This window comes from Vibrio sp. 1CM24A (genome assembly GCF_023161725.1).
In the GTDB taxonomy this organism is placed as follows: Bacteria; Pseudomonadota; Gammaproteobacteria; order Enterobacterales; family Vibrionaceae; genus Vibrio; species Vibrio coralliirubri.
The window spans coordinates 605,727-628,782 of the sequence record NZ_JALNTS010000001.1; the positions used below are offsets into that span (position 1 = coordinate 605,727).

Annotated in this window: 21 protein-coding genes and 1 pseudogene; 11 read left to right on the top strand and 11 right to left on the bottom strand. The window is 44.5% G+C overall.

Annotation, left to right across the window (positions count from 1 at the left end):
• Positions 1–175 precede the first annotated feature (175 nt).
• The 6 genes and pseudogenes from MSG38_RS02500 to MSG38_RS02525 form a co-directional block, all read right to left on the bottom strand.
• The gene (locus tag MSG38_RS02500) at positions 176–913 is read right to left on the bottom strand and encodes a DUF3726 domain-containing protein (protein ID WP_248400917.1); all 738 of its coding nucleotides are present in this window, start codon (positions 911–913) and stop codon (positions 176–178) included.
• Positions 910–2,711, bottom strand: a pseudogene (locus MSG38_RS02505) (hypothetical protein). The gene MSG38_RS02500 and the pseudogene MSG38_RS02505 overlap by 4 nt, the downstream one beginning before the upstream one ends.
• A gap of 207 nt (positions 2,712–2,918) precedes the next feature.
• Positions 2,919–4,526 (bottom strand): BCCT family transporter, encoded by a 1,608-nt coding sequence (locus tag MSG38_RS02510; protein ID WP_248366926.1) that lies wholly within the window; start codon positions 4,524–4,526, stop codon positions 2,919–2,921.
• A 230-nt stretch (positions 4,527–4,756) separates the two neighbouring features.
• Positions 4,757–5,752 (bottom strand): membrane dipeptidase, encoded by a 996-nt coding sequence (locus MSG38_RS02515; RefSeq protein WP_048608578.1) that lies wholly within the window; start codon positions 5,750–5,752, stop codon positions 4,757–4,759.
• A gap of 168 nt (positions 5,753–5,920) precedes the next feature.
• Positions 5,921–7,381 (bottom strand): aldehyde dehydrogenase family protein, encoded by a 1,461-nt coding sequence (locus MSG38_RS02520; RefSeq protein ID WP_050650528.1) that lies wholly within the window; start codon positions 7,379–7,381, stop codon positions 5,921–5,923.
• A gap of 189 nt (positions 7,382–7,570) precedes the next feature.
• Positions 7,571–7,969, bottom strand: a complete 399-nt coding sequence (locus MSG38_RS02525; RefSeq protein ID WP_004730412.1) for a RidA family protein — start codon at positions 7,967–7,969, stop codon at positions 7,571–7,573.
• Positions 7,970–8,126: 157 nt separating this feature from the next.
• On the opposite strand from MSG38_RS02525, the gene MSG38_RS02530 reads away from it, so the two are divergent.
• The 10 genes from MSG38_RS02530 (at position 8,127) to MSG38_RS02575 (ending at position 16,626) form a co-directional block, all read left to right on the top strand.
• A complete protein-coding gene (locus tag MSG38_RS02530) occupies positions 8,127–9,008 on the top strand; it encodes a LysR family transcriptional regulator (protein ID WP_048608581.1) in 882 nt (293 codons plus the stop codon).
• 719 nt (positions 9,009–9,727) lie between these two features.
• The gene (locus MSG38_RS02535; protein ID WP_048608582.1) at positions 9,728–10,129 is read left to right on the top strand and encodes an ATP synthase subunit I; all 402 of its coding nucleotides are present in this window, start codon (positions 9,728–9,730) and stop codon (positions 10,127–10,129) included.
• A gap of 1 nt (position 10,130) precedes the next feature.
• Complete coding sequence (gene atpB / locus MSG38_RS02540) at positions 10,131–10,901, top strand: F0F1 ATP synthase subunit A (protein WP_248400918.1); 771 nt, start codon at positions 10,131–10,133, stop codon at positions 10,899–10,901.
• A 45-nt stretch (positions 10,902–10,946) separates the two neighbouring features.
• Positions 10,947–11,183, top strand: a complete 237-nt coding sequence (gene atpE, locus MSG38_RS02545; RefSeq protein ID WP_004730405.1) for a F0F1 ATP synthase subunit C — start codon at positions 10,947–10,949, stop codon at positions 11,181–11,183.
• Between the two features lie 54 nt (positions 11,184–11,237).
• Entirely contained in the window at positions 11,238–11,708 is a 471-nt protein-coding gene (locus MSG38_RS02550) for a F0F1 ATP synthase subunit B (RefSeq protein WP_017060839.1), read from the top strand.
• Positions 11,709–11,719: 11 nt separating this feature from the next.
• Positions 11,720–12,271, top strand: a complete 552-nt coding sequence (locus tag MSG38_RS02555; RefSeq protein WP_248400919.1) for a F0F1 ATP synthase subunit delta — start codon at positions 11,720–11,722, stop codon at positions 12,269–12,271.
• Positions 12,272–12,280: 9 nt separating this feature from the next.
• Entirely contained in the window at positions 12,281–13,822 is a 1,542-nt protein-coding gene (atpA, locus tag MSG38_RS02560; protein ID WP_048608585.1) for a F0F1 ATP synthase subunit alpha, read from the top strand.
• Between the two features lie 46 nt (positions 13,823–13,868).
• On the top strand, positions 13,869–14,738 hold the full coding sequence (atpG, locus tag MSG38_RS02565) for a F0F1 ATP synthase subunit gamma (RefSeq protein WP_059018749.1): 870 nt from the start codon (positions 13,869–13,871) through the stop codon (positions 14,736–14,738).
• Positions 14,739–14,782: 44 nt separating this feature from the next.
• On the top strand, positions 14,783–16,168 hold the full coding sequence (gene atpD / locus MSG38_RS02570; protein ID WP_019820615.1) for a F0F1 ATP synthase subunit beta: 1,386 nt from the start codon (positions 14,783–14,785) through the stop codon (positions 16,166–16,168).
• Between the two features lie 14 nt (positions 16,169–16,182).
• Complete coding sequence (locus tag MSG38_RS02575; RefSeq protein ID WP_017060844.1) at positions 16,183–16,626, top strand: F0F1 ATP synthase subunit epsilon; 444 nt, start codon at positions 16,183–16,185, stop codon at positions 16,624–16,626.
• Positions 16,627–16,791: 165 nt separating this feature from the next.
• On the opposite strand, the gene MSG38_RS02580 is transcribed toward MSG38_RS02575, so the two are convergent.
• Entirely contained in the window at positions 16,792–17,754 is a 963-nt protein-coding gene (locus MSG38_RS02580) for a nitrilase family protein (RefSeq protein ID WP_248400920.1), read from the bottom strand.
• A gap of 105 nt (positions 17,755–17,859) precedes the next feature.
• On the opposite strand from MSG38_RS02580, the gene MSG38_RS02585 reads away from it, so the two are divergent.
• Positions 17,860–18,744: a LysR family transcriptional regulator gene (locus MSG38_RS02585; RefSeq protein WP_248400921.1), complete on the top strand. Its 885-nt coding sequence runs from the start codon at positions 17,860–17,862 to the stop codon at positions 18,742–18,744.
• Positions 18,745–18,900: 156 nt separating this feature from the next.
• Here MSG38_RS02585 and MSG38_RS02590 read toward each other — a convergent pair whose 3' ends face one another.
• From MSG38_RS02590 to MSG38_RS02605, 4 genes are all read right to left on the bottom strand, one after another.
• Entirely contained in the window at positions 18,901–20,223 is a 1,323-nt protein-coding gene (locus MSG38_RS02590; RefSeq protein ID WP_048608588.1) for an ethylbenzene dehydrogenase-related protein, read from the bottom strand.
• 1 nt (position 20,224) lies between these two features.
• On the bottom strand, positions 20,225–20,749 hold the full coding sequence (locus tag MSG38_RS02595) for a cytochrome b (protein WP_048608589.1): 525 nt from the start codon (positions 20,747–20,749) through the stop codon (positions 20,225–20,227).
• Positions 20,750–21,348: 599 nt separating this feature from the next.
• Positions 21,349–21,885, bottom strand: coding sequence for an RNA-binding S4 domain-containing protein (locus MSG38_RS02600; RefSeq protein ID WP_017099343.1), 537 nt, complete (start codon positions 21,883–21,885; stop codon positions 21,349–21,351).
• A gap of 263 nt (positions 21,886–22,148) precedes the next feature.
• Entirely contained in the window at positions 22,149–22,928 is a 780-nt protein-coding gene (locus MSG38_RS02605) for a hypothetical protein (RefSeq protein WP_248400922.1), read from the bottom strand.
• Between the last annotated feature and the right edge of the window lie 128 nt (positions 22,929–23,056).

Consider the following 23,056-nt stretch of genomic DNA (forward strand, 5'->3'; position numbering starts at 1 on the left):
GAGTTTAAGGTGTGATCTATTGAGAGGAAGAACAAAAGTAGAACACAAATAAAAAGAGCTTAACGAGGTGAGGATACGTTAAGCTCTTTGGTTTTATCTGTTATAGCGGGTGTTATCAATAATGCTATCGATTCAATAAGCACTAAGCACTAAGCACTAAGCACTAAGCACTAAATTATGAAGTCGTTAGCTCCCCTGCACCTTGAATCGAACGTTGGCTGCTTTCGACAAGAATGGCTGTTGCGGTTTCTTTCAACGCGCCCCACTCTGCCTCATCAACTTCAATGCCATCGTTCCACGCTTTCTCTTGAGTTTTAAAAAGCGCTTCCGATTCAATGTGTGTTTGGTAGCCATCTGACAAACGTTCGATATCGAAATCCTGGACGGAAAGCTCGATGGTCATATTGTGGATATGATCGTCCGATGCCAGAGGCAAATCTGATAAAAACAATTCTGGTGCAACGCAACCACGGTTAAGCACATACAAAGTGCTCTTAGGGTTGGAGCCATTATCCCAACGTGCAGTACACGCGATGCCCTTCGCCGCCAGTTTCACAAGCTCGCTGTACGCTAGCCAGCGGTTATGACAGTTGTTTAACTCAATTTTCAGCGTCTTCTTGCCGACCATTTTTTCAATCGCGTAATCCATCACCACAGGTAGGTGGCACGCTAAACTTGCCTTGTGAAGGTCAACTTCAACCGTGTTATCGCTAAGCACTTGAATGTCCACTGGGCAATCGTCTTCTAACCCAATGAAGTTGCTCGCATTGTTAAAATGACGAACACCATCCAACCCCACCATTTGTAAATCTGCCACCATGTTCGCTATCACATCGGCTTCACCACATGTACGGCGCATACCCAGAAAGGCTTTATTGACGGCCGCTACCAGTTCATTGTGAGAAACGATCATAACGATTTACCTCCATGTTGAGCATTAATATGTGTAGTAGCTTTTTGTGAATCAGCGAGCTCCGCTTCACTTGGTAATACTGGGAACACCCATTCGTCCTGATGAATTTCATCAAGCAATGGCGCACCTTGGAAAAACGTCACTCGTACCCAACGGTCTGAGCGAGGATCAAACTTAGTCGCACCAAACATTGCTAACTTGCAACGCAGCAAGTGCATTGGTGGCGAGTCTTGGTGCAGCACATTCATTTGAATGTCGCCCATCGCCTTGTTCCCTAGCGTCCACACACGGCGCGCAATGGCACGATGTTGCGGTTGTTTAACAAGGAACTCAGCCAATGAAAGCTCTGGCGCGAATTGCAATAAAGCATGGTACAAGCGGTAAGCTTGACGACCGATATCTAACGGCAGTTCACGCTCTTCACCTAGTTCCTCGCCTCGAACACCGAGTCTTGGCTCTTCTTTGTCTTGAGAGCGATACCAGAACCAGTAGTTGTTTTCTGCTTTGGTAAAGTCGGTCGTGATCGCCCAACGGTACTTTTCTTCTAACACAACCAATAGGTCTTGGATCTTTTTGCCACTAGGGAGTGAGAGTGTTTCGCTGCAATTCATTTGCTCTTGATGGGCGTCCACTAATTCTGGGTACAATTCCATCAAGCATGAGATAAGAATTTCTTGGGCTTCCATACTCATGTGCTTAGATTGTTCAACTAACTGCGCCCATGTCTCGCAATGGTTTACAGAAGCTTCTAGTGACTGTTCTGCGTGTTTTAACTCATCAACAGCGGTTTTGTTCAACTCTTGCTGGTTTTCATTGATGGTAACGACTTGCTCTAAATGACAAATCGCTTTTTTAACGTATGTACGTAGTGGCTCGATCAACGCTGTATCGGTCTGACTAGCCAACACGTCCGCCAATGCATGTTCACGGGTTGTCATCCATTGATCAACAATACTTGGGTGATTAATTAGGTATGGCGCCATGCCTAAACCAGTCGCATTACCTACACCAAGGTAACGCTGTAATCCTCTGTGTAAAGTGATTGCTTGTTCACCGCCCTGTTGCTCGGCTAGGTAATGAACCCAATCTAGGCTGAACTCACGCAGCATATAAACCGCACACATTTGCGCACTAAACGACTGATTAAAATCTTCATTTTTCTCTAAGATTTTAAAGTCAGCAATACCAAATTTTCCATTACCGTATACCGCTGTCGTTCGCAGGATGTAACCCACTTCAGCCAGCTCTTTTGGCGTTGGTTGAACACCTTTAGCCAAGTGACTAACGATATGTTCAAACACACGTACACTTTTATTTGCACGCGCCAACACAAGCACGTTATTTGGATTACGGCCTGCTTCTTGAAGCGGTACATTCGCACGAAGTCTTTCAAGTAGGGCGACATCAACATCACCAAGAACAAGCGCAAACGTTACGTCCCACTTTTCAGCAATTACACGGTCATTTCGTTCGTCATCTGCAATCTCATCGCAGAAAACAACCAAATGATAAACATGGTTTGGCGTCGCAAGCTTATAGATAACATGACCAAAACCTTGAGCGTCTAATTGCCATTCATGTTTCGTCACTTTCCATTCTTGCTGCGCCATTTTACGAATCAGAGTTCTAACGAAGCTGATACGTGTTTGGTGCATTGCACCTAGCCTTTCCGGTGCCATGACGACAGTCGCGTCACGTAGTGCTGATTCAGTGTAGGTAGAACGATGTGCATCCATTTGCTCACCACCTTATAGTTATAGGATTTTGCTAGCCATTCAGAACCGATCGTTGCCATCATTTGAAGCATTCGTTGTTACAGTGTGTTGGTTAGCTTTCACGTTATTTGGGGCAAGCGATCTCACCCCTTATTATTTGTCCTGACTAGATCGATTGACCTAAATACGTGCCGCCCGATGTATCTTCACCAGTACGGTTTTTCTGTTCCTTTCGGAATCTTGCATCAGCCTTCTTTCAAAGGCTGATTTTTGTTTAAAAAACCTGCTATCTAAAAACCTTGCTCTTTTGCCATCTTGATTGCGATTTGAGGCGCATTCCAAAGTGATGGCAGCAAGATTAAGGACACCGGTACCGCGGTAATAACAATGAAGGATTGCAGCGCTGAAATACCGCCAGAACCTAGGGAAATCAGAATTAACGCTGTTACCCCCATCATCACACCCCAGAAGGTACGAATAATTGCATTCGGCTCTGTCTCACCACTGATCACCACACTGATGGTGTAAGTCATTGAGTCACCGGTCGTTACGATGAAGATCGTGGTTAAGATCAAGAACAGAATTGAGATAAGCATTGGCATTGGTAGCTGCTGAGTTACCGCCAGTAGCGCACCTGGTAAGTTAAAACCTTCAAACGCTTTACTTACACTGCCTGGATCTGCGATTTCGAACGCAAGACCAGAGCCGCCAACAATCGTGAACCAGAAGCAAGTAACAAACGGTGCAATCAAGCTAATGGTTGATACCAATTGGCGAATACTACGACCGCGTGAAATACGTGCGATGAAGATTGCCATCATTGGGCCGTAACCTAAGAACCAACCCCAGAAGAATACTGTCCACCAGCTCAACCAACCTTCGTCACCACGGTATGTTGCCATCGGGATGAAGTTATCAATCATGCTGCCTACACCTTGGATGTAGCCATTGAAGATGAAGTTCGTTGGGCCAAAGATAAGGATGTAAACCATCAATGCCATCGCCAAAATTACGTTGTAACGGCTTAGCATTTGCATTCCGCGGTTAAGACCACTTAATGCCGACAGTGTGTAAAGAACGATAGCGAACAAGATGATGATCAGCTGTGTTGTGAAGCCATCTGGAATACCAAACAGTTCGTTCAGCGCGTAGCTCACTTGCAAGCCCAAGAAGCCGATAGGACCGATGGTGCCCGCCGCTACAGCGACAATACAACATGCATCAATCAGTGCGCCTGTATGGCCTTTCAGTGCTCTTTCACCTAATACAGGGTAAAGCAGAATACGAGGTTTAAGCGGTAAGCCTTTGTCATAGTGAAGGTGCATAACTACGATAGACGTTAAGCTGCCCACAATTGCCCACGCTAGGAAGCCCCAGTGCATGAATGACTGCGATAACGCGTTCACTGCACCTTGCTGTGCGTTCTCTTGAGCACCATATAACGGTGGTGGATTAACGTAGTGTGCGATAGGCTCTGCTGCCGCCCAAAATACACCGCCACCCGCAAGTAGCGTACAGAAGATGATAGCCATCCAACGGAAGCCATCCATTTCAGGTTTAGCAATACCACCTAGGATAACCTTGCCTGTTCGCCCTGCCGCCAGGCCAAGACCAATAAGAAAAGTCAGAAGAAGAAGCATTTGCCAATAAGGACCGAATACTTTTACCGACCAAGCAAAGCCTGTGTTTACTAGGCTTGATAGTAGCTCGCCATCAAATAAAGCAAGCGTTACGAACAGAGCGATAAAACCGCCGCTGTACCATAGTGCTGGGTTGGTAAGTCCTAATTTGTCTGAAGTCGATTCAGACTGGTTTGTATTACTTTTTACATTGTTTGTTGTGTGTGCTTGACCCGCATTTACGTTTGAAGATTTCACGCTATTGGTTAAATCAGACATACTCTGACTCCAGAGGTTTCTTTGCAGCTGTCATTTGAATGATGACTACAAGGGTGTATTTAACACCCGCCCTATTGTTTTTTGTGTTGGGCAGGCTAATCCATGTTTGGGTTACCGCGTTGCGAAATAGACCGTTGTTCCTTTTAAATAATGAATTTGATTAAAGCAGCACTGGCTAAATGAACGTTTGTTAGCTGGCTGCCTATTAGATGATGACTAGCGAGAAACGTTTAACCCTTACTTTGCGGCTCTAGGCCATCTTTCAAGAAGTTAAACCAGTTTTCTCCCAAGACTTGCCCAGCTTCAGACTCACTGAAACCATGACGCATCAATCCGTTATAAATATTTTCCATACCCGAACTACCACAGAACCAAGGCAGTGCATCTGGCCAACCTGAGTTGTTTGCAGAGCCTTCGCCGTAGTCCATAGCCTTCGACCAACGACCATTTCGCATCCACTCTAGAACTGCTTGAGGCTGGTTTAAGCATAGGTCACTGCCAATTCCTAGGTGTTCAACACCAACCATGTCGGCTGTCGTCGCAACCATTTGGCAGAAATCCTCCAACGTACATTGACTGCCGTTTGGTAGGTGGAATGGGTATAAGCTGAATCCGATTAAGCCACCGCGTGCGGTTAGGGCTTTAATCACATCGTTTGATTTGTTTCGTAGTGCATCATGAGCAAACGTTGGGTTCGCGTGGCTGATGCAAATAGGACGCGAAGACAGGTCAATAGCTTCAAGCGTTGAACGCTCTGCACTGTGAGACATATCGATGATCATGCCCACTCGGTTCATCTCTTCGATAGCTTGTTTACCAAAGCGAGTAATACCGGTGTCGTTCTTCTCGTAACAACCCGTCGCTAATAAGCTCTGGTTGTTGTAAGTAAGCTGCATGATCAAAAGACCTTGCTTGCGCATCACTTCGATAAGACCAATCTCATCGTCGATTGGAGAACAGTTTTGAGCACCAAGGAAAATGCCGACTTTGCCGGTCGCTTTTGCAGTTTCAACATCAGCCATTGAATGAATCGGCATGATAATGTCTGCATTCTGCTCGAATCTTAAGTTCCACTCAGCAAAGCGAGATAAGGTTTCACGAGCTGTCTCGTGGTAAACCGCGGTAGCGTGAACTGCTGTAATGCCGCTCGCCTTTAGTGTTTGGAAATATTCTCTGTTCCAATTGCAGTATTGCAATCCATCTATAACAATCCGTTGCTGGTACATAACCACTCCTATTGAAAGCTCAGTGTTCTAGCTCGGTTTTGAAAACACGCTCAAATAACATGTTTTCAAAAATGGGTTAAATCACGTCTCTAATTTCATTTGCTGTGTTGGGTTTGGGTGTTGGCCTGACTCTGTGAATCAGGCCAATTCTTATTCATAGAAAGTTAATTAATAAGGACGCTGGTAAGCCGTCTTCACTACTGTGTAGAACTCTTTCGCGTATTGACCTTGCTCACGAGGACCGAAGCTAGACTCTTTACGACCACCAAACGGTACGTGGTAATCAGTGCCCGCTGTTGGTAGGTTCACCATCACACAACCTGTTTGCGCTTGTTGCTTGAACATTGCGCTAGTACGTAGGCTTTGAGTAATGATGCCGCCCGTTAGGCCAAAGCGAGTATCGTTGGTCGTCGCAATAGCTTCCTCTAAATCTGCCACACGAATCACGCTTGCCATTGGTGCAAACACTTCTTCTTGGTTCACTTCCCAATCGTTCTTCGTGTTCAAGAACAGCGTTGGAGACATGTAGAAGCCTTCGTGTTTCATGCTTAGGCGTTCGCCACCAAATGCTAGCTCACCGCCGCTTTGACGTGCTTTCTCAACCCAACCTAGGTTCGCTTCAAGTTGGTTGCCGTCAACAACAGGGCCCATGAACACGCCGTCTTCTAGTGCGTGACCCACTTTCAGCTCGCTCATACGTTTGATTAGTGCTTCAACGTATTGGTCGTGAATGCCATCCATAACCACTAGACGAGAAGATGCTGTACATTTTTGGCCTGCGCCAGAGAATGAACCTGCAATCGTTGCATCAACGGCTGTTTGGATATCCGCATCATCTGCAACCACTAGTGCGTTCTTACTGCCCATCTCTAGTTGGCAACGAACGAAGTTTGGCGCTGTAGCAGCGGCAACCTTACGACCCGTATCAACGGAACCAGTAAAGCTCACACCATTCACTTCTTTAGAGTTGATCAGTGCATCACCGACTGTTGAACCGCTACCTAGAACAAGGTTGAACGTGCCTGCTGGGATACCTTGACGGTGGATAATTTCAGTAAGCGCAACCGCACTTGCTGGTGTTAGGTTTGCTGGTTTCCAGATAACGCTGTTACCGAAAGCCAGTGCTGGAGCGATTTTCCAAGCTGCTGTTGCCGTCGGGAAGTTCCAAGGAGAGATGATGCCAATAACACCAACAGCTTCACGAGTCACTTCAACAGAAACACCTGGGCGAACTGATTCTGCGTTGTCGCCAATTTGACGAAGCACTTCAGCCGCGAAGTATTGGAAAAACTGACCTGCACGGTAAATTTCGCCTCGACCTTCAGCAAAAGGCTTACCTTCTTCACGAGAAAGTAACGTACCTAGTTCATCACAACGTGCAATCAGCTCATCACCAATTGCTTGAAGTACTGCTTGTTTACGCTCAATCGGCGTTTTTTCCCACTCTGGTTGAGCGTGCTTTGCTGCTGAAATCGCTTGTTGAACTTGTTCAGCACTTGCTTGTGCAAAGTTACCGATGTTTTCAGAAATATCTGATGGGTTAATGTTCGCTACGGTGCTTACACCCGCTTGCCATTCGCCGCCAATGTAAAGTGCGTTTTCTGCTTGAACATTCTGTAATTGAGTCATCATTCTGTCCTTGTAACGGTTAGGTTGCGGTTGAGTCTGGCAACCATCTGATTAATGAATAAAACGTTAATTTATATAAGTAATTACGTTTAAATCTTGTATCTAAAACTGAACCAAGTCGCTTGTATCAATAAACCGCTTTAATTCAAAACAGCTTTAATCCGCAAATTGCCTCAGTTCACAGTATCTTTATTCAGGTTGAGAGGCTGATGCGTAAACCACGAACTCAACCAACATCTCTTCTCTTGCTAACCCTGCAACGACGACCGCAGCACGGTTTGGATAAGGTGCATTGAAGTATTCTCCATATACGCTGTTTACCGTTTTTAGGTATTCACGATCTGTCACGTAGATCAGAACTTGCAGCACTGAATCCATAGATTCGCCTGCACACTCCAACGTATGAACAAGGTTGTTAAAAGTCTGACGCGTTTGCGCTTCAATACCGCCCTCTACTACTGCGCCAGTTTCATCAATTGGAATCTGCGCTGTGTATAGAGTGCCGTTATTAACGATTGCCCACTCTAGTGGTGCTTTTGAAGCGAAAAGCTCGGTTTTTACTGGGTGTTTTTTAGTTTGTGCGTTCACGATTCCATCCAACTTTGTAACAACTATGTTTCAAGATGGTTAAATACTGCACCTTGACGACTGATAAATCTAACGGTAAATTTTGTGCATTTGATAAATAAAATCTATCACCTTGCAAAAAGTAAGGTATAGCAAGGGCTAGAGAAGGATTCGCGCCATGAGTATTAAGCTACAACAGTTAAAACATTTTGTTTTGGTGGTCGAAGAAGGTGGATTTCGAGCGGCATCTCACCGTGCAAATCGATCGCAAGCGGCACTTTCGACTTCGATAAAAGAGTTGGAAAAAATACTCGGCCAGCCACTGTTTGAAACAGGCAACAAATCGACGCTGACGCCTTTTGGAGAAATATGTTTACCAAAGATCATTCAATTTCTGAATGTTTACAAAGCATTAGACAATGACTTACGCGCAGCGGCAGCAGGACAACAAGGAAGAGTTCGAATAGCGAGCGTGCCTTCGGTGGCCGCAAAACTCATCCCTAGTGTTTTAGGGGCTTTTTGTGAGCAGTACCCGAATGTAGAAGTGAGTTTGATTGATGATAATGCGGCAGGGGTAGAAGCAAGATTACTCTCTGGCGAGGTGGATGTTGCTCTCGGCAATAGCTCCCATTTAGAAGAAGAGAGCATCGACTTCACGCCTTTGCTTTCTGATCCTATCGGTGTGGTGTGCCTCAAAGACAACCCTATTGCCTCTCAACGGGAAGGAATCGAATGGCAAACCTTGTTAAAGCAGCCCTTCATTCGTAACGGGACTTGCACCCTATTGGACCCAACACCTGCGCGAATGCTCAGCGAACAAGCCCTGTACTCAGTGGAGAACATTACCTCACTGTTTTCGGTGTTAGAGCTCGGGATAGGCGTGACCACGCTACCTAAGCTGGCTTTCCCAACCAATGAAACCCGCTTGGTGTGGATTCCGTTAATTGACCCGCCCTTGCAACGACAAATCGGCATTTTCAGATTGTCTGATCGTACAATCTCGCCACAAGCACAGGCTTTTCATGACTTATGTATTCAATACCTCAGTTATGAAGAGTAATAACTGAGCCTAGATTAAGTAAATTAGGCAGCGTTTTGCTGCCATTTACTTCCTCAAAACTCGATGTCTTTTCTCCGAACCATGCTTCTCGTGCACCCAGTCCCCCATTTCACTCCTATATCATCAACATTTAGGCGCTGAATTTTCACTCTCGCGCACGCAAATAGTGACAAGCTGACAACAATATAAAAAATATTCGCTTATTGATAAGGAGCGACGTACGTTTAATTTACCAGAAAAATGAGATCTTCCATCATTGCCTCAAACAAGCTTAACCCTTGCCAAAATCATACGTCGCAATTCAGCTTGTAAATGAACCTAAGTGTTTGAATAGTCTTAATTGATAAGATAATAAGTTGATTATTTGGCTCGCTGAACCCTTCTAAAAAGACCCTCTTTTTCACAAGGATAAAGCATCTTAAATATTCATGAATAAAGTGATAGAACTATTACTTTCATAAATGAAAAACATTCATTTCAAAAATGGAATTATTGATATCAATATTTGTCGTTTTGATCACATAATTTTAGGCGTAATTTATATTTTGTCGAAACGATAGCGAATTAGCTTAATTCGTTTCATTTCGTCAGGAGATATAAAACCAGCAAGGGTTTTTCTTTAAAGCAAATCAAGTGTTATTAACAAGTGAAATGTAGTAACAAGTTAAATTTAAACTGTGTTTTATATTAACTTACACTGTTTAGCATAAGGTTTTATTATGAGGCTTAATGGGATTAGTAGCGACATCCTTGTTGCCGCTAAAAGAGTTGTTCTCTGCCAAATAGTATTAGCCATCGGTGTAGTTTTATATGAAGTGTTTTTTGGTAATAAAGTAGATATGGAATCATCAGCTTTGGGCATCGTAATTGCAATGTTGCCACCGCTGTTTGGATTTATATATGCAAGCCTAAAGGTGCGTAAGAACCCTAATTATAGTTTACGTGACTTAATGCAAATGAGTCGTGTCGTAAAAATAACATATACGTTTTTGATGTTTATCTTGGCGTTCCAATTCTTCAAATTGGATAACCCAGTAATATTATATGCGTACATCTTTACTATGGTTGGATACTTCTTAACACCGTTTATTACCGCCTCTAATAGATCGGAGTACGCGTAGTATGGAGCAAGTAACTACCGCTCACGAATACATAGAGCATCACTTAACCTTCTTAACTACAGGTGATGGTTTCTGGGCGTTTAACATTGACTCGATGTTGGTATCTTGGATTACAGGTTTACTTTTCATCGGTGCATTTCGCTATGTAGCCACTCGTGGCACTAGCGGCGTTCCAGGTCGTTTTCAATGTTTTATCGAGCTTGTCTTTGACTTTGTGAATAATCTCGTCAAAGAGATTTTTCAAGCGGAAGATAAATTAATAGGACCACTGGCATTAACCACTTTTGTTTGGGTGTTGTTAATGAATGCAGTCGACCTATTACCCATTGATTTAATCCCGGGGTTAACACGAGCTGTGGGTCTAGAGCACTTTAGAGACCTACCAACAGCAGACGTAAATATACCAATGTCGATGGCACTCGGTGTGTTTATTCTACTGTTAACCTATACATTTAAAAATAAAGGTTTGAAAGGCTTTATCAAAGAGCTAACTACTCAGCCATTTGATAACCCTCTTTTATATCCTGTTAACTTAGTTCTTGAATTAATAACATTAATTTCAAAGCCAATATCACTAGGCTTACGATTATTCGGAAATATGTATGCAGGCGAGATGATATTCATCCTTATTGCACTAATGCCTTGGTGGATGCAGTGGGCACTGAGTGTACCTTGGGCCTTATTCCACATATTAATCGTATTCTTACAAGCATTTATATTTATGGTACTGACCGTTGTTTATTTAGGAATGGCAACAGAAGAACACCACTAATTAATAACTAAAAAATTAACTAACAAATTATTTTCGGAGATACAAATGGATATCGTAAGCGCAGTTTTATATGTAGCAGGTGCATTACTGATCGGTTTAGGTGCAGCAGGTGCAGCATCTGGTATTGGTAACTTAGCAGGTAAATACCTTGAAGGTGTTGCGCGTCAACCAGACCTTACTCCAATGCTTCGTACTCAATTCTTCATCATGATGGGTCTTGTGGATGCAGTACCGATGATCGGTGTTGGTATCGGTCTATACATCATCTTCGCCGTGGCTTAATCAAACCGCTTTGAAAGATCGATTTATACATAATCAAGATTTAGTGAGGAAGGTATGAACTTAAATGCAAGCATGTTTGGACAAGCAATCTCATTCGTGATTTTTGTTTGGCTCTGCATGAAATATGTATGGCCCCCTCTCACCGCGATGTTAGACGAGCGCCAAAAAGAAATCGCTGATGGTTTACGCCACTCAGAGAACGCTGCGAAAGAGCTAGAACTAGCGAAATCAAATGGCGCGCAACTCATCGAAGATGCAAGAAAAGATGTGACTGAACTGGTTGAACAAGGCCGAAAACGCCGCAATGAAATCATCAGCTTAGCGCAACAAGAAGCCGAGCAAGAAAAGGCACGCATCTTAGAACAAGGTAGAGCTGAGCTAGAAGGCGAACGCCAAAAGATACGCCGTGAACTTCAGGCAGATATGGCAGACGCAGTAATTCAAAGTGCACAGAAACTGATTAGCAAAAACCTAGATTCCGCAACGAACCGAGCGCTAGTTGACCAAATGATTAGCGAACTCTAAGGAGAGGCAATATGTCAGATTACACCAATATTGCTCATCCCTACGCCAAAGCATCGTTTGAATTTGCTTTAGGTGAAAACCAGTTACAAGAGTGGCACTCAATGCTGTCCATTCTTGTGGCTGTCGCGAAAGAAGAAACGATCGCTAGTCAGATTTCTTCAGCAGAAGGTGCTTCTACACACCAAACAGAAGAGCTGGCAAACCTCATCATTCATATTTGCCAAGGACTCGTTGATGACCACGTCATTAATCTTATTCGAGTCTTGGCCGAAAACGGCCGTCTATCTGTTGTAAGAGACCTGTTTGAATTGTACTGCGAGCTAAAGGACGAACATGAACGTGTAGTGCCTGTCACTGTCACCAGTTCAGAAATGCTGACACAGGATCAAGTTACGTCACTAACAGCTGCACTTGAGAAGAAATTAGAGCGTCAGGTTGAAATGAAGCAGGTTATTGATGACACGTTAGTAGGTGGAATGGTCATCAAAGCGGGTGAAACCGTTATCGATGGTTCTTTAAACACATCAATTGACCGATTGGCTCATCAACTTCACGCGAGATAGGTAACAATTATGCAATTAAATTCAAATGAAATCAGCGATCTAATCAAAGAACGCATCTCGAAATTTAATGTGAGCACCGAGGCTCGCAACGAAGGCACTATCGTATCGGTTCGTGATGGCATCATCACAATCAATGGCCTTGCTGATGTTATGCAAGGTGAGATGATTGAGCTACCAGGTGGCAAATACGCACTCGCACTTAACCTCGATACCCACTCAGTAGGTGCGGTGGTTATGGGCCCCTACACTGACCTCTCTGAAGGTATGAAAGTGAAAGGTACAGGTCGTATCTTAGAAGTACCTGTAGGTAACGGACTTCTTGGCCGTGTCGTGAACACATTAGGCGAGCCAATCGATGGCAAAGGCCCAGTGAGTTGTGACCGACTCGACCCTGTAGAAGTGATTGCACCCGGTGTAATCGAACGTAAGTCTGTTGATCAACCTATTCAAACTGGCTACAAAGCGGTTGATACCATGGTGCCAATCGGTCGTGGTCAACGTGAACTTATCATCGGTGACCGTCAGACAGGTAAGACAGCGTTAGCTATCGATGCGATCATCAATCAGAAAGATTCTGGCATCAAATGTGTGTATGTAGCGATTGGCCAAAAAGCCTCCACTATCGCTAACGTGGTTCGTAAACTCGAAGACCACGATGCGCTTAAAAACACCATCGTAGTCGTGGCATCAGCATCAGAGTCTGCAGCGCTTCAATACCTAGCCCCTTATGCGGGTTGCACCATGGGTGAATACTTCCGTGACCGCGGTGAAGATGCGCTGATCATCTATGATGACCTATCAAAACAAGCCGTTGCTTACCGTCAAATCTCATTGCTATTGAAACGCCCACCGGGTCGTGAAGCCTTCCCTGGCGACGTATTCTACCTTCACTCACGCCTACTAGAACGTGCAGCACGAGTGAATGCAGAGTATGTAGAGAAGTTCACTAACGGTGAAGTGAAAGGTCAAACTGGTTCATTAACGGCGCTTCCTATCATTGAAACTCAAGCGGGTGACGTGTCAGCGTTTGTACCAACCAACGTAATCTCCATCACCGATGGTCAGGTTTTCCTTCAAACCCAACTGTTTAACTCAGGCCTACGTCCTGCAGTCGACCCAGGTATCTCGGTATCTCGTGTGGGTGGTGCGGCGCAATGCAAGATCATCAAGAAACTGTCTGGTGGTATCCGTACTTCATTGGCTCAATACCGCGAGCTGGCGGCCTTTGCTCAATTCTCTTCTGACTTAGATGAGATGACGCGCAAACAGCTAGACCACGGTGAGCGTGTTACCGAATTAATGAAGCAAAAACAATACTCTCCTATGTCAGTCGCTGAGCAAGCAACGGTTATCTATGCGGCAGAAAAAGGCTACTTGGTCGGTGTTGAACTAAGCAACATTGCCCGTTTTGAAGAAGAACTGATTGCTTACGCCAAAGGTCAAAACCCTGCGCTATTCGAAAAAATCAACGCGACAGGCGATTACAACGACGAAATCGACGGCGCTCTTAAAGAGATCCTAGAAGGTTTTGTTGGGATGAAAGCTTGGTAAGTGCTCCGGTTTGTTAGCTGGAAATCAAAACAAATAGGAGCAGATTATGGCAAGTACTAAAGAAATTCGCACCAAGATAGCCAGTGTTAGTAACACTCAGAAAATCACTAGCGCAATGGAAATGGTTGCAGCAAGTAAGATGCGCAAGGTTCAAGACAACATGACGCTAACTCGCCCCTACGCCGAGAACATGCGAAAAGTTATCTCTCATGTTGCATCGGGTTCGCTGGAATACCAGCACCCTTACCTGCAACAGCGTGAACCTAAGCGTGTTGCTTACATCATTATCTCGTCCGATCGCGGCTTGTGTGGTGGCTTGAACTCAAACTTGTTCAAGAAAGTGTTAGAAGAAATGGAGCAATGGCGCACCAAGGGAGTCGAGGTAGAAACAACCTTAGTGGGTTCTAAGGCTATCTCGTTCTTCCAGCGCGGCGGCAACGTTATCGCACAAACGTCAGGTCTTGGCGATACACCTAAGTTAGAAGACATCTTAGGTACGGTGAATGCGATGCTGGGGCATTACGACGAAGGCAAAATTGATAGCTTGTATCTCGTTTACAACCAGTTCGTCAACACCATGGTTCAAGCGCCAACGACCTTGCAATTACTCCCCCACCCTTCAGAGACAAAGGAAGGTGGTGAGCCTAAAAAAGCACGTCGTTGGGACTACATCTATGAGCAAGCACCCAAAGACATACTCTCAGAACTGTTACATCGATACATCGAATCGCAAGTGTATCAAGGCATTGTTGAGAGCATTGCCTGTGAGCAAGCAGCCCGAATGGTCGCTATGAAAGCGGCGACTGATAACGCAGGCCAACTCATTGATGACTTGCAGTTGGTTTACAACAAGGCGCGTCAGGCTGCCATTACCCAAGAGCTGAGTGAAATAGTCTCAGGTGCTCAAGCTGTCTAAGGGCAGAAAAGAGTGGGTTAAGAACAGAATTTGAGGATTTAAGAATGAGTGTTGGAAAAATAGTTAAAGTAATCGGCGCGGTGGTTGACGTTGAGTTCAGCGGCGGCAACAGCCCACGCGTTTATGATGCATTGAAAGTGACTAGCGACGAAGCAAGCTCGTTAGTATTGGAAGTACAACAACAATTGGGTAGCAATATCGTTCGTTGTATTGCAATGGGTACTTCAGATGGCTTACGTCGTGGCCTAACGGTTGAAAACACAGGCTCACCAATCACGGTGCCTGTCGGCGAAGAAACATTGGGCCGTATCATGAACGTACTTGGTCAGCCTATTGATGAATGTGGTGAAATCGGCCAGAAAGAAAACTACGAAATTCACCGTGAAGCCCCTTCTTATGAAGAACAAGCAAACAGTACTGAGCTTCTCGAGACGGGTGTTAAGGTTATCGACCTTATCTGTCCATTCGCTAAGGGTGGTAAAATTGGTCTGTTCGGTGGTGCCGGCGTAGGTAAAACCGTCAACATGATGGAGCTTATCAACAACATCGCCAAAGCCCACTCAGGTCTTTCTGTGTTTACTGGTGTAGGCGAGCGTACTCGAGAAGGTAACGACTTCTACTACGAGATGAAAGAAGCGGGTGTACTAGACAAAGTAGCCATGGTTTACGGCCAAATGAACGAGCCACCGGGAAACCGTCTACGTGTAGCACTTACAGGCCTGACTATGGCTGAGCGCTTCCGTGATGAAGGTCGTGACGTACTGTTGTTCATTGATAACATTTACCGTTACACGCTTGCCGGGACTGAAGTATCAGCTCTGCTAGGTCGTATGCCTTCTGCAGTAGGTTACCAACCAACACTGGCTGAAGAGATGGGTGTGCTTCAAGAGCGTATCACTTCAACTAGACAAGGTTCTATCACGTCTATCCAAGCGGTATACGTACCTGCGGATGACTTGACCGATCCATCACCAGCAACAACCTTTGCTCACTTAGATGCGACCGTTGTACTGTCTCGTAATATCGCGGCATTGGGCCTCTACCCTGCGATTGATCCATTGGATTCAACCTCTCGCCAGTTGGACCCGCTTGTGGTTGGTCAAGAGCATTACGACATTGCACAAAAAGTACAAACAACGCTGCAACGCTACAAAGAGCTAAAAGACATCATCGCGATTCTTGGTATGGATGAGCTGTCTACTGAAGACAAACAGACCGTATCTCGCGCTCGTAAGATTGAACGTTTCTTAACTCAGCCTTACCACGTAGCCGAAGTGTTTACCGGTCAGAAAGGTGTCTTTGTACCGCTAAGCGAAACACTAAGAGGCTTTAAAGGTCTGTTAAGCGGTGAATATGACGATATCCCAGAACAAGCATTCTTGTACTGTGGCTCTATCGACGAAGTGCTTAACAAAGCAAAATCACTCTAAGAGGTAGGTGCACCATGGCTATCGGAATTACAGATAATACATTTCAACTTAATATTGTAAGTGCGGAAGGTACGCTGTTTTCAGGTCCAGCGTATGCCCTAGCCGTTTCTGGCGCTGATGGTGAACTGGGGATTCGCCCCGGTCACTCCCCGCTTCTCAGTAAGATCAAACCGGGCGTAACCGTGTTTGTGACAGACCCTAAATCAGAAGGCCAAGTGTTGTATGTTTCTGGTGGGATGCTGGAAGTTCAGCCGGATGTGGTAACGCTGTTAGCCGACACGGCCTTGCATGGTAAAGACATTGACCGCGCTCGCGCAGAAGAAGCAAAATATGCGGCTCTAGAGAACATCAACAAGGGCAACATAGACATTAACTTTGCACAAGCTCAGCTAGAACTAGCGAAAGCCGTTGCTCAGTTACGAGCATCAGAACTAACTTCTTCTCACACAAGACACTGAGAATAGAACTTAGATGCTTATTGCTTAGTGCTTGATGTGTAAATAGTCTATCCACTTAAACATGATTTAAGTGGGTAGACTACATCAGAAACCCTCCTCCTCTCTTTCAACCTCCCCTTCCTTTCAACTGCCCTAATACATCCTTTATCACCTGCGCTTACAACATTACTTCTCTGCAAAGCGCGCTTGGTGTGGATCCAATTCATGACCTAACGGCTGCGTCAGTGAATGGTACAGTTCAGGCTTACGACCACGAATCCAGCGCCTGCCAGTACACATATCCAACTCTTCGGCTTTTAGCTCTGCAATCACCATATCGTTATCAACGCTATCAGTCTCGGTGATGATTTCACCATAAGGGCTCAAAATCATCGCATTACCGGTTCTCACTTCATCCATATCAACGCCGACACCATTACTGAACACCACAAACAAACCGTTATCGTGCGCTCTTGCAGGCAACCAACGCATTAGCCACTCGCGACCATTTTTACCCTGCATTTCAGCACGAATCGCTTCTGGGTTTTCATCTCGGTTAAACCATAAATCTGGGTCAATTCGCTTCATCGCATTGGGGCTACGTGACTGACAACCGCCCGTTTGGTGTGGTGCAATCAATATATCAGCCCCTTTCAAAGCAGTGATTCGGACGTTCTCGACCAAGTTGTTATCCCAACAAATCAAGATACCGACTTTGCAACCATGAGGCGTATCGAACACCGTGTATTGGTCGCCGCTGCTCATATGAGGGCTCACAAAGGTGTGCAGTTTGCGGTGCTTTTGTACCTCACCATTAGGCATGGCGAATACGTAGGTGTTGTATAATTCGCAATCCACACCCTTCTCTATCAAACCAGCCCCAACACTGATTCCAAACTGTGTTGCCAATGCAATCAGCTTTTGAGTCGATTCTCCGCTCGGCACAGGTTCCGCTAGTGCTTCTATCTCGTCTCGCGACAAAGCAGACACATGCCAGTAGCCAGTGATGCACATCTCCGGGAAGCTGATGATCTCCACACCACTATCCGCAGCCTTTTGAACATATTGCTCTATCACAGATAGGTTATACGCCTTGTCACCCGCATGGTGGTTGAATTGAACCGACGCTACTTTGATGTCTCTCTTCATTATTCGCCCTCAAACTTCTCTTTATCGAATTGGTATGAGCTCAGTATAAAAAATCGATTCAATTCCATATAATGAAAGATATTCTTAATTCAATGAGCATTTGGAATGGAATTTGATTTACTGAAAGCATTTTGTCAGTTGGCTAAATCGGGCAATTATCGCCTTGCATCAGAGCAGCTCTACATTACTCAGTCAGCTCTTACTAAAAAGATTCAACGACTTGAATCCAATATTGGAGCATCTCTGTTTTCTCGTGGAAGAAATGGCGCAGAGCTGACGCACGCAGGAAAAACATTACTGACAGAAGCCCAACGTCTGGTTCATTCAATGCAAGCGTTTGAGCAGCTTTCAGGCTCTGTGGTGAAAGGAACTCAGGGACATTTGAACATAGGCTTTGGCGTGTCCACTTATCATGAAGCGCCTAAGCTGATTGCGGCTTATAAACAGCAATACCCAGACGTTCATGTCACTTTAAATGACACACCTTCTAAGCAGCAGACGGATGAGCTATTGAGCCATGAACTCGATATCAGCTTCAATCGAATACCCGACTCCACGGATTTAGATAGCCTAACCCTATTCAATGATTCCCTTGTAATAGCGATACACAAAGGTCTTCTCAAACAAGCGCCAGGTAACGATCAGGTTCTCTTTGAGTTATCGAAATGGCCTTATTTAAAGCTCGCCCAACATCGCGGCCCCGGATTAGACAGACAGATTCAACAATATTGTCTTTCCAATAAAATCGACCTATCAAAAACACAAGAAGCCGACGACATTCTGACTCTGCTTGCCTTGGTTTCTGCCAATATCGGTTTCACCATCGTACCCAGCAGTGCGCAGTTCATTAGTAACACCGATGTGGAATTCATTGCGTTAGAAGGTGAACACGCCACTTGGCCTGTCGGGTTGATCTGGAATGGGAAGAGTGAAAACCCACTCAGGGATAGGTTTGTAGAGTTTGTGGCTCATCAAGCTAAGCAAACATAAAGCCAAAGAGACAAGTAGAGCAAAAGTTAGGGCAGCAGTTGGTTGAGTTAAAACAGCAGTTAGTTGAATTAGAACAAATAAGGCTCTTGATGACTATGCGAATCGCACACCAACCAAGAGCCTAAGATTGTTTCTCACATCAAGTGAAGTTACTCGTTACTTGATCGGCAACGCAATAACACTGCCTTCAGAGCCCTCACCAATACCAACCGTAAACGGGAACGCGACATAGTGGAAACGTGTTGTTGTTTCGCCATCGTGAATCGCGATGTTCATGTCATAAGTGCCGCCAATTTCCATGATTTTATCATCTTCGGGGTGGCCAGTGTTCAACTTACGTTTGAAGATAACCGTGTATTTACCGTCTTCCCATGAAGAGAATACTTGGTTGTTATCACCTGCAGAGCCAGCACCCTCTCGGTTTAATCGTCCTTGAAGATATTGACCTTCTTCAATTTTACTTGCGTCGTAAGGCATCACGTTAACGCCTTCGACCATTGCAATCTTCTTGTTGAGGTCGTTGAAGTCTTCTTTATTCAACGCATAAAAACCGGTTACAGACTTATCGTACATATACTTAGGTAGGCCTGTTTTCTTGTCGAAGTTCCAAGTAAACACAGTAGTGCCTTTATCGTTCAAACGATACTCAAAAACATAACCATCATCAGCACTGTTGGTGGGTGCAGAACGCGTCGAACGCCATTGCATCAAATCAACAAACTGCCCTTCCGCTTTCAGCTTATCGATTTCTTCTTGTGGCTTCACTTTATCCCAGTTTACACCGTAACGCTCAGTGCGAGACTCAGGAAGGTACTTACGAATGTCTTTCTGATCTAAGCCAAACGCGCCAACCACATCCAATGCTTGAACATCTCTCGCTGTTGCTTGGCCAATGTCTCGCGCACCACGGTGGCAAGACATCCAACAACCTTGTTCGCGGAACTGCAATACAGAGCCATCGTCAATCATCAACGAGAAGCGGTCTTCATAGATGGGAGTGTAAGGGTTTTTGCCTCGGTCACCGCCAATGATTGTCCATTTGCCTTCTTGGAAAAGAAGCGTGTCATGTAAGCGTGCTGGGAAAGGCGATTCCGTTTTCCACGTTCCTTTCACATAAAGATGTTCATCATCGTGTGCAAACTGGAACTCGGCAGGAATCGAGCCTTTCTTATCTGGGAAGTTACCTAGCCTGTCATCTTGCACCAACATTTCACCAAGGCCTTCTTCCTCCCCTTGGTGGCAGCTCGAACAGGTTTTGGTTTCAAAGCCTTTTTTGAGCGTGCCTTTATGCGCTGGTGAATTGATCCAATCGAAGGTCACTTTACCCGGGAAAAACATGGTTTTCTCAACCACAGGAATGTCGCTCCAATCGACGTCTAATTCCGTGTCATAGATACTCATATTGTAAGCATTGGCACTCAAAGACAGACCACTCAACGCAGCAAGTAAAACGCTATTTCTTATAGAGAACTTTGTCATATTATTTCTTCCCCATCATTCGGCTAAGGGTTTCATCTTTAAGGATAAAGTGGTGATAAAGCGCTGCACCAACGTGCATAGCGACCAGCAGGTAACAGATGATTTCTAAGAAAGAGTGGAGACCAGAAGCAAAATCGATCAAACCTGAATTACGCTCCGCAAGTCCAGGAATGGTGAATAAACCGAACACAACGGTATCTTTGGCTTTTGCCATCGCGATAAGCAGGCCAGATAACGGCATCAGAATCAAAATGCCATATAAGGCTAAGTGAGCCATGTGCGCCATAAATTTTTCGAACTTAGTACCAAGCGCATTCGGCTTTCCCGCCCAGTTCATCCAAACAATACGAGCCAAATACAGCACAATAACCAACATGCCCAAAGATTGGTGAACACCAAAAGCAAATGAATCAGGGTCTGGCGCAAGCAGCATGATCAACAGCGCACCGATAAAGGCAACGGCGGAGACGATGTGTATAAACTTACTGACAGGACTGAAATGCTCGGTAGGGACAAATACCTTCATAATTAATTCCTAAGTGTATCGTTAATAAAGAGAAAATTTTATTGATATGATTTTTATTATCTTCAGCAGCTAATACCACTAAAGTACTAATATTATATTTTCTACTCACACTCAGGACTTTTGATGACGGTCAATTTCCTTTCCGGACAGACGTTAATCTCCAACAAACCATTGAAATAGCTTGATATATCGATGAGAAACTGCAGATTAGAGTTATGTAAAAAAACAAGATAAATTTATTTATCATATTTTAAAGTTACCGATAATTAAATTACAGACAATGAAGAGGTTAGATATTAGCACCGTACCGAATATCGTCTCATGATGTGTTTTTGGGTATGGATTCAGCTAAGCACAGACGAATAAATCATCATTAGAGAGTGACTATTGAAGCCTAAGATATGTTCCTAAAACCATTGCCAAATACACACGATTTCACCTTTAAACGACTCTGACACGCAGGATACAGATACAAAAAAGGCTCACTAAATAGTGAGCCTTTTAATATCTGCTTAACTTAAACCTAGGTCTAACCTTGCTTGCGTTTTGAAAGAATAGTTTTAGATCAGCAGTTTAGAGCTGTACTTTAGAACTATAACTTAGAAGAACTCAATCGAATTACGGCCGCTTTTGTCATCACGTGTTGGCTTCGGCGTGTCCGCTTTCTTTTTCGGTTTCTTCTCTTTTTTCTCTTTCTTTGGTTCAGCCTTTGCACTTAGCATTTCTGCTTTGCTTTTCTTAGATTCTTTCTTCTTAGAATCCTTTTTAGACTGACCTTTCTTCGCCTTGTTCTCTTTTTTAGGCGCTTCTTTCTTTTTCGGCTTTTCTAATTCTTCTTGTACTGGCTGATCACACACCACTACATAGTATTCTTGGTTGAATTCAAAGAAGTCGCCATCGTACATTTTACGACGCTTACGCGTTTCCAGCTCACCATTTACCGCTACGTAGCCTTCAGAGATGATGTGCTTAGCTTCACCGCCACCACTCACTAGGTTAGCAATCTTAAACACTTTGTAGAGCTCGATTGGCTGTGATGAAACATCAATACCAATTGCTTCAATTTCAATCTCTTCGCCTTCTTCGCCCAGCTCTTGACCTTCGTAATCAGCGTCTTCGTAATGTTCTTGGTCCATGGTGACCTCTACCTAAATATGTACTTCTGAAATATTGGGCGCAGTGTAATCTTAAAACAACTAAATGACCATGTTGAATTATGGTTCAAGCATCGAGTTCACTGGATTAAAGCTATCTTTAACGCCTTAAAACAAAAGAAGAGAACTAACATCATTAGCTCTCTTCTTATTTAAACCATAGCTCAGTTATCGCTTGTTAGGTCGCTAAACCATAGATAGTTAAACCATGGCTAGTTGAACCATAGATAGCTCACTCAGGTGTTTTAAAAGAACCACTTCACGCCGACTTCTGCTTTTAGCTCGTAGTCACCTTCTAGCGTAACGCCTGTTGGTAGAGTGACATCTGCAGATGCATATTGCAGTTTCGTCATTAGCCACTGAGTTCGGTCTTCCTTAATAGGAGCGTTCATCATGATGTTGAAAGACGTCGATTCAAGTTCAACTGTGTCGCCAGAAACATTCATGTATTCAGGCCATGCTTGAACGAACGCGCCAGAATCTCCCATTGGGATAGTAGCAAACAGGTTTAACATGTAGCCGTCTGCCGTTTCACCAAACACTTCACCTATGGTGTAGTTTACGTTTGGAAACAGCATTGCACCGCCGGTATAAACAGGGTTAATCAAGCCAATTACACCGACAGACACCAACGTATTGTCATCCAAGCTCAGTGCTGAGTTCTTGGTGTGGATGAAGTCCGCCATGAAGCCGACACGTGGCATCAATGAGTTATCAATTGCTGATACTTGGAAATATTGAGCTCGGCTACCAAGGTAGTCAACGCCCATTGAATCTTTGCCTGGCTTAGCATCTGAGTCGCCAAAGTTACCTTCGATAAAGCCACCGAACTGAGTCGTTTCAGACCATGCTCCAGTTAGCATTGAAGACAAACGGATATCAGCGTCAGAAGTAACAAAAAAAGCAGCTTGTGTATAAACACGAGTTAGATCCGATGGATCAATCACTTGGCTTTCTTCTTCATTCGCCAATGCAGTACCAGACATTGCAGCTAACATTGAAGCGGTCAGTAATAGTTTTTTCATGTGTAAACCTTATTCTCATTGGAGCCATAGCCGCTTCCGTACTCACATGGCTCATGTTTAATAACTTGGTCAGAGAAATACTCCCTGCCTCCCTCCATTATCAGACGATAAAAACAATCTTTAAAATT